Here is an 8,176-nt window from a genome sequence, read left to right on the forward strand (position 1 = left end):
TATTCGTCTGTTTCATTAGGGACAAATGAATGGTTCCATAAAGCTCCACCTGATGGTAACAGTTCCATTCCTTTCTACGGTAATACTCTCTATGAATCCATCAATCATTGCCCTGTTACAGGTATCAAATGGAAAGCAGCCGGTAAATGGCTCCTCATTCGCTTCCGACACCGGATTCTCCATAAGCGTTTGGTATTGATTCTTTAATATGGTAACGGAATGTTCCAGTTCCATTAACCTTTCCTGAAAAGCAAATTGGGAAAGCTTTTCTTTTTTGTAGGCTTCATAAAAAGAAAACTTTTTTCCTTTCAGCTTACTGATCTTTCGTTGCAGGGTCTTAATTTCAGTCATGTGGTTTCTGGTAACAGGTTGTTTCCTTGTCTGGTCATTATGTGGCTGACTGGTCATAAAAGCAAAATTCTGCAAACAGCTTATCATTGCGCCATTTAGCTCCTGCTCCTCAATTCTTCCCTGATAGCATGTGTTTTTATATAGATTCCTGCCTGTTTTGCAGCAATAGCTGATTTTCTTGCCCTTTTCTATCTTTGTCAACGCATGGCCGCATGCTTTGCATCTTATCTTTTTGGCAAACAAGCTTTCCGTTCCGTTTCCTTTCTCTTTCTTGCTGTAACTTTTTTTTCTCTTTTCCGCAGCCCTAAACTCCTCATGGGTAATGATTCCTTCATGAGCATCAGGAACGAGAATCCACTGGTCTTTTGGAACCTTAATCTCCTTTTTGCTTCCTACAGATTCTGGTCTGACTTTTCCATAAACAGCATCTCCCGTATACCTTTGATCTTCTAATATACGAGATACCGTTCCTACCGTCCACAGAAAGGAATTACGGCTTCCTGATCTGTTTAAAGGTTCCCTTCGTCTTTTCCTTATGCTCATGGGACTTGGTACCCCTTCCTCATTTAGCCGTCTGGTGATTTCCGTCTTTGTTACACCCGATAAATACAGCTTAAAGATATGCCTAACTACGGGAGCACACTCCGGGTCAATGATAAGCTGGTTTCTGCTCCCTTCCTCTTTTTTATAACCGTATGGTGCAAAGGCTGTTACAAATTTCCCCTGTTCTGCTTTTGATTTTCGTACCGTTTTGATCTTTACGGATAGATCCTTACTGTATGCCTCGTAAATAATATTTTTAAAGCCCACATCCAGGGCACCGGCAGCTCCTGCACTGTAAAAGCTGTCAAAGCCATCGTTTACAGAGAAAAACCGGATTCCTAAAAAAGGGAAAATCTGTTCCAGATAGTTTCCCACCTCCAAATAATTCCGCCCTAACCGTGAAAAGTCTTTTACAATGATACAGCAGACTTCTTTCCTTTTTGCCATCTCAAGCAAGTTCAAAACACCGGGACGGTCAAAATTCGTTCCGCTGTATCCGTCATCCACAAACTCTATCACGTTATAATCCCTTAATTCTCTCCGGTTCCTTATAAAATCCATAAGAAGCATTCTCTGCCCGGCTATGCTGTCGCTTTCTCCACCAGCTTCTAATTCTTCGTCCTCATCAGAAATACGCATATAAATTGCTATATTTTGCTGACCGTCTATTAGGTCCACCACCTTTCAGCTTTTTCCTTTAAGCAAGCGGCTGATCGTATTCGGAACAGAAGGTATAATGTATTTCCACCCAGTGGTGGCAGACAACAATTCTTTCTATAAGATACTTCCACATATCTCCTGTGTCATCTGCCTCAATCCGTTCCACCTCCTTTTGTTTCTCCTCTGTCTGTTGATTCTTTAGCCTTACTTTCTCTTTCTCAAGAGCCGCTTTTTGTTCCTCTCTTTTTCTTTGTATGCAGACGTATTCCTCTTTGGATAACAGCCCTCGTTTATAATCCTGATACTGTTCCAATTCTTTTATCTCCCTTTCTATAAAGGCTGCCTGGTTCTGTTCCAGTTGCCTGGTTGTGTCAAGTACTTTTTCCGGCTGTTCATGGCTCTCTGAGCCGCCAAGTACCTTTAACTGATTTGTAACAGATTCGGTCACCATCGGCAGTAGATCTGCTTCCAGTACACTTTCTGCCTCGCACCCCTGCTGCTTTAAATACTTTCTTCGGCAGATAAAACGATGATGTATTAAGTTTCCCTCCTGATCAAAATATCCGCTGTCCCGTATCATTCTCCCCTGACAACAGCCACATACAATAAGGCCTTTTAAGGGATTTTCTGTTTGTTCCCGGTGGTTTCTTCCTTTATTGTTTCTGGTTTGCCTTGATTCTTCCAATATAGCCTGGACTTTCGTAAACAATTCCCAATCAATAATAGGTTCATGGGTATTTTCAATATAATTCCATTGGTCTTTTGGAATCATTTGCTTTCTGCCGCCTTTATAATAGGACTGCTCCGATTTACGCTCTACCATACAGCCACAGTAAACGGGATTTTCAAGAATACTAACAATAGAAGAGCCAGACCAAAGTGCATCGGCTTCACCGTTGATCCCTTTTAATAATCCCATTTGATAAAGCCTTCTTGTCTGGCATGGAACATCATTGTCATTTAACTTTCTTGCTATTTTTACAGCCCCCATCCCACTCCTTCTAAGGAAAAAAATCTCCCTTACTATAGATGCTGTTTTTTCTTCTATTTCCAGCTGACGCGGATTGGCTTCTGACTTTTTATATCCATAAGGAGCAAATCTCCCCAAGAACAGCCCTTTCTTTTTCTTCACATCAAGTAAAGTACAGACTTTCTTTGAAATGTCTTTTGCATAAATGTGATGGTATACATTTTTAAGGGAAAGGGAGAGCCCTTCGTTAGACGTTGCCTCCTGGCTGTCGTAAGAATCGTTAACTGAGATAAAACGCACTCCTAAATAAGGGAAAATATTCTCCAGATAGTTCCCTGTCTCCATATAATTTCTTCCAAACCGGGACAGATCTTTCACAACCACGCAATTAATCTTACTGCTTTTGATATCATCAAGCATGGCATGAAACCCTGGCCTGTCAAAATTGGTTCCTGTTAATCCATTATCACAGTAAGTGGTGATAAGCTTTAGTTCTTTATGTTCCTTCACATATTTCTCTAAATAGTACACCTGATTTTCAATGGAGTCACTGTCAATCCCGTTGTCCTCTATGGAAAGACGGGCATATATGGCTGTTAAAAAGGATTTTTCAACGGTCTCTTTTAAAACCTCCCGATTGTTTCTATTTGTTCTGGCCATTTCATTCAACTCCCATGGGTACCGTAATTTCAGCCCTAAAATTAAAAATAATCTGGATATGGTTCTTATTTAATACCACAATCTCTTTTACTAAAAAAAGAAGCAGAGAACGATTGATCTCTGTGATATTCTTTATGTCTCTGAATTCTTCCAGCCATTGATTCTTCGAATCGTTATTTTCTAAAAGTTCTTTTAAATTCTCTTCCAATATTCCTATGGCCTGGCAAATCTCTTCCACGATCGTTTCATAGGCGGATTTTATATTAAAATAATTTCCCCTGTTTAAAATCTCTTTTTTATAATCCTCATATAACCCCATTATCAGGTTCTGGTAATACTCATACTCCTCTCGTTTCTTTTTCAGCCGCTGACAATACTTTGTAACCTCAATGTCCTTCCCAGGAAGGGAATCCATATAGGTAAGGATGTCATCTGCATTACTGAAGGTATTAATTTCCTGCCTTATGACCTCCTGAACACAGGCCTTAAGTTGATGCTCACCAATTCTGTTTGCGTTGCTGCATCTTGTTTTATCTTCTTTGTTTGTTCTGCATATATAGTAGATGTAGGTCTTACCACCCGATTTCACTGGTCTTCGTATCATGCTTTTCCTGCACTCCCCACATGTTAAAATGCCGGAAAAAAGATATAGCTCTTTTTGCTCCGGAGCTGTTCTGGTATCTGTAGAAAGGATTCGTCTGACAAGGGAAAAGTCTTCTTTTGTAATAATTCCTTCATGGGTGTTTTCCACAATTGCCCATTCTGATCTTGGTTTTTTGAATTTTTTTTTCACCTTGTAATTGGGGGAGCTTTCCTTCCCCTGAACCATGGTGCCTGTATATATCTCATTTTCCAAAATACGGCTGATTGCCTGGGCTGACCATTTGGCTATGGGCTTAAGCTTAAAGGATGTGCTGAATGCCCAGCCAAGCATCCTCTTATATTCCAGAGGTGATAATATTCCTGCTGCATTTAAACGATCTGCAATCTTCTGGTTGCTGTACCCCTTAATTTTCCATTTGAAAATATCGCGTACTGTCATTGCTGCAAACTCATCGATTACCAGCTTATGTTTATCCTCCTTCGAACGGAAGTACCCATAAATAGGAAAGGCGCCGATATATTCCCCCCGGGAATATCTGACTTTTATCTGGCTCCTTACTTTTATGGAAATATCACGGCTATAGGCATCGTTCATTAGATTTTTAAAAGGAATTATTATTCCATCGGTTTGACTTTGTGCCATTTTGCTGTCAAATCCATCATTGATGGCTATGAATCTGACCCCTAAAAAAGGAAAGACCTGTTCTATGTATCTTCCAGTTTCTATGTAGTTTCTGCCGAAGCGGGATAAATCCTTTACAATGACACAGTCAATGATTCCTGCCTTGATATCTTCAAGCAGCGCTTTGATTGCAGGCCGTTCAAAGGATACCCCACTGTATCCATCATCTATGCGTTCCGAGCATACTTCTATTTCCGGTTTCGTTTTTAAAAATGAAAGAATCAACTCCCGTTGATTTCCAACACTATTGCTTTCCTGTTTATCTCCATTTTCTTTGGATAGCCGGATATAAATAGCGCCGTGATATATTCTGTTTTCCTGAATTGATTCCACAAAAAAACCTCCTAAGCATTTACTGTATCAGCAAAAACTCAGGCGGTTCCATCTTATCCCTATGTACTTTATATCATCCACTCTCACAATACGCACCTGTGTAAAACCTTGTTTTTGCTTTTTCATGCCGATTCTTTACCTGCTTTCTATCCGGAAGTATTGTTTTAACCGCTCATCCAAAGTAACCTCTGTCTCTGAAAAAACAGAATGAATCACCATATCTCCATAACGGAATAAATATGGATTTTTAATCTGTTTTAGAAAACTTTGGATTCGTTCTTCCTTTGGCAGATTCGTATCAATTTGAACTGATCTGATGTCAACAAGATCTTCTTTACGAAACTCTGAATCATCTGGTATTTCTTTGCTGGTCAATCCCATTCTTCCTCTCATCTCAGTTACAGTTTTAATGTATGCAGTTCCCGGATTGTCCTATGCTACCGCAAGCTCCTTGTACATAAAAAAGCTGTATATTCTCCCATCTCTTTAAAGACGGAAGGAATATACAGCCGATTAAACTTATTTATCAGACCGTGTCCAGACTCCTTTTCCGCTGGTTCCGGCTAATACATTATTATCTCCGATTAAAATAGAATAAACATCAACCGATTCCAGACCGGTATTGAAATCACTCCAGTTTTTTCCATCATCAAATGAATGATACATACCACCACCGTAAGTGCCTGCAAGAACGGCTGATTTACTGACAGCAAGGGCATTGATATTTCCACTGGTCAGACCTGTATTGACCGGCTTCCAGCTGTCTCCTTTGTTTGTAGATAGAAATACGCCGTCCCCCGGTGTGGCTGCCAGGATAAAGGACTCATTGCCGGTCAGTGAAAAGATCTGGGCATTGGTGATTCCGTTGTTAACCTCCTCCCAGTTTTCTCCATTGTCAAATGACCGGAACACTCCGCTGCCAAAGGTACCGGCATAAAGCTCCTTACCGCTTACCGCAAGAGAACTGATATAATAATTGGTGATATCCTGGTTAACACTTTCCCAGCTGTTTCCATTATCACTGGAACGGAATATGCCGCCCCCAAAGGTACCAGCAAAGATATCATTGCCATTGATTACAAGAGAATATACAAACTTATTAGTAAGCCCGGAATTCATCTCGTTCCAGTTTTTTCCCTGATCTGTGGATAAAAAGATTCCGCCGCCGTTAGTGCCTGCAAAAATGCCTGTATCTTTAATCGCAAGAGAAAAGACAAAAGGATTTGTTAATCCTGATCCGGCTTCCTTCCAGTTCAGTCCCCCATCCTGAGAGACGAAGACACCTGCGCCGCTGGTGCCGGCATAGACTTCCTTGTTATGAGAGGCAAAAGAACTGATATGAGTGTTCATCAATCCTTCATTGATCTTATTCCAGCTTTCCCCATTATCCAGAGAGACAAATACTCCTCCTCCGTTGGTTCCGGCATAAATACAGGAATCATCTGCAATCAAAGTATATACATAATGATTTGTCAGACCATTATTAACCGCCTTCCAGCCAGTGCCGTCAAAAAGAAATATCCCTTCCTCTGTTCCTGCAAAAACATTGGTTTCCTTTATGGATAAGGAATTGACATTTTTACTGGTCTCTCCCATGTCTAAGGACTGCCAGCTCTCTCCATTGTTATCAGACATAAATATACCTCCTCCAAGAGTACCGGCATAGATTGCAGAATCGCTTGCTGCAAGAGAAGTGACTTGCAGCTTGGTCAGGCCATTGTTGACCTGTATCCAATGATCGCCTTGATCAGAAGACCGGTAGATACCGCCTTCCTCTGTTCCTGCAAATAAGTCTGTACCACTTACGACTATTGAATTTACATTGCTTGAAGTTAATCCCTCATTCATCTCTTTCCAGTTTATGCCACGATCTGCAGAATATAGAATGCCTTTGCTGGTTCCTGCATAGAGTTTCTCTTCTGTTCCTGCAATTGAATAGACCATAACATCCTGAAGCTTAGAATCCACACTTTGCCAGCGTATCTCATCTATTGGTGAGGAATAGATGCCCGCACTGGTTCCTGCAAATATCATTGTCCCGCTGATGGCAAAGGAATATACATGATCGCTGTCTAAGCCTTCATTCGCAGCTTTCCAGTCAGCCCCCTGATTAGTGGAGACAAAGACACCGCTTCCCTGCGTCCCTGCAAAAACCTTTTCCTTCTCAGCTGCCATGCATAAGATATATCCTCCATATGGACCATTGGTCTGCTCCCATGTCTGGGATGCCTCTCTTCTGAAACATACAAACGATACAGCAACCAGTAGCAAAAGAACCAAGAAAGGCAGCCAAAGCTTTTTCTTCATATTTACCCCTTTTTTCATGTAGTGAATAAAAACGCTGCCCAAGAAAACAGGCAGCGTGTATAAGTTATGTACAATCCTAGCTTAATACTGCGCAAAACCGAAGCCACGATTCTTTAAATTATTTACGATTGTCGGTAGTGCCTGTAGTGTCGTCTGATAGGCATCATGCATCAGAGGATTTCCGCCTGCCCTTAAATTGTTACAGGAGTTGATAATTGTCTGTGTACTCGCGCCTTCCCAGTCGCTTGTATAGACAGTAGGAGTAACAATGGATAAGCCTAATGCGGAACATGCCTGAGTAATGGTATTATTGTTGTAAAGATAGGGTAATCTCACTTTGGTTGGCTTTGGCTTACCAGCGTTTTGAATGGCCTGGTTGCATTTCTGGAAATCGTTATAGACCTGCTGATAGCTCCAGCTGCTCATCTGAGAATGGGTCCAGCTGTGATTTTGAAGGCTGAAGCCTGAGTTTACATAGGCATTCCATGCAGCCTGATTGCCGGCAATTTTGTTGCCCCAGACAAACAATGTTGCCTGGTAGCATCCAGCATTCTTAAGATTGGATATTAATGTTTGTGAAGTTGCATTATTCGGGCCGTCATCAAAGGTAAGGTATACATTCCCGGCATTCGCTGCCGCTTTCACATCAGCAATGTTTGCTGATGTCGTCTCCTGGGCATAAACGTTGGTAAATTTTAATAACCCTACGGTCAGTACCAATGCAGATGCCAGTAGAAATCTTACGTTTCGTTTCATACAAAATCCCCCTTATTAGTTGGACAACGCTAGATATCACACCTGAGCGAATCTAACTAGTTTAAGTCTAATGCAGATAAAATCTCCCCTCAAAATATCTGATATGTAACATCATCACAGTTAATTGGTAAATATTTACACATTCATATTAACATGTACAAAATTATTATGCAAGTTTTTTCTATTTTTATTTGATAATATGAGGATTCATCCTTTGTTTTTACAAAATTATACAAATTATTCTCTTTTTATTAGTTTCTATCATCAAACAATTGTCTTTCATTTTTTATCCCTATTATGACAGCTGAGTA

6 protein-coding genes are annotated in these 8,176 nt (G+C 40.7%); all 6 read right to left on the bottom strand.

The annotated features are described in order from the left end of the window. Positions 1-15: 15 nt before the first annotated feature. The 6 genes from T546_RS24310 to T546_RS24320 all read right to left on the bottom strand — a co-directional run bounded on the left by T546_RS24310 (position 16) and on the right by T546_RS24320 (position 7,865). Positions 16-1,575: a recombinase family protein gene (locus T546_RS24310; RefSeq protein WP_051630043.1), complete on the bottom strand. Its 1,560-nt coding sequence runs from the start codon at positions 1,573-1,575 to the stop codon at positions 16-18. 16 nt (positions 1,576-1,591) lie between these two features. Further along, positions 1,592-3,184 carry a recombinase family protein gene (locus T546_RS24315; RefSeq protein WP_051630045.1) on the bottom strand — a complete coding sequence of 531 codons (1,593 nt, stop codon included), beginning with the start codon at positions 3,182-3,184 and terminating at the stop codon, positions 1,592-1,594. Between the two features lies 1 nt (position 3,185). Then, complete coding sequence (locus T546_RS0121985; protein ID WP_026893456.1) at positions 3,186-4,802, bottom strand: recombinase family protein; 1,617 nt, start codon at positions 4,800-4,802, stop codon at positions 3,186-3,188. 135 nt (positions 4,803-4,937) lie between these two features. Continuing rightward, a complete protein-coding gene (locus T546_RS0121990; protein WP_242842277.1) occupies positions 4,938-5,195 on the bottom strand; it encodes a DUF6870 family protein in 258 nt (85 codons plus the stop codon). 126 nt (positions 5,196-5,321) lie between these two features. Beyond that, complete coding sequence (locus T546_RS0121995) at positions 5,322-7,127, bottom strand: WD40/YVTN/BNR-like repeat-containing protein (protein WP_026893458.1); 1,806 nt, start codon at positions 7,125-7,127, stop codon at positions 5,322-5,324. Positions 7,128-7,190: 63 nt separating this feature from the next. Further along, the gene (locus T546_RS24320; RefSeq protein WP_084326584.1) at positions 7,191-7,865 is read right to left on the bottom strand and encodes a polysaccharide deacetylase family protein; all 675 of its coding nucleotides are present in this window, start codon (positions 7,863-7,865) and stop codon (positions 7,191-7,193) included. Positions 7,866-8,176 lie beyond the last annotated feature (311 nt).

This window comes from [Clostridium] aerotolerans DSM 5434, from assembly GCF_000687555.1.
In the GTDB taxonomy this organism is placed as follows: domain Bacteria; phylum Bacillota; class Clostridia; order Lachnospirales; family Lachnospiraceae; genus Lacrimispora; species Lacrimispora aerotolerans.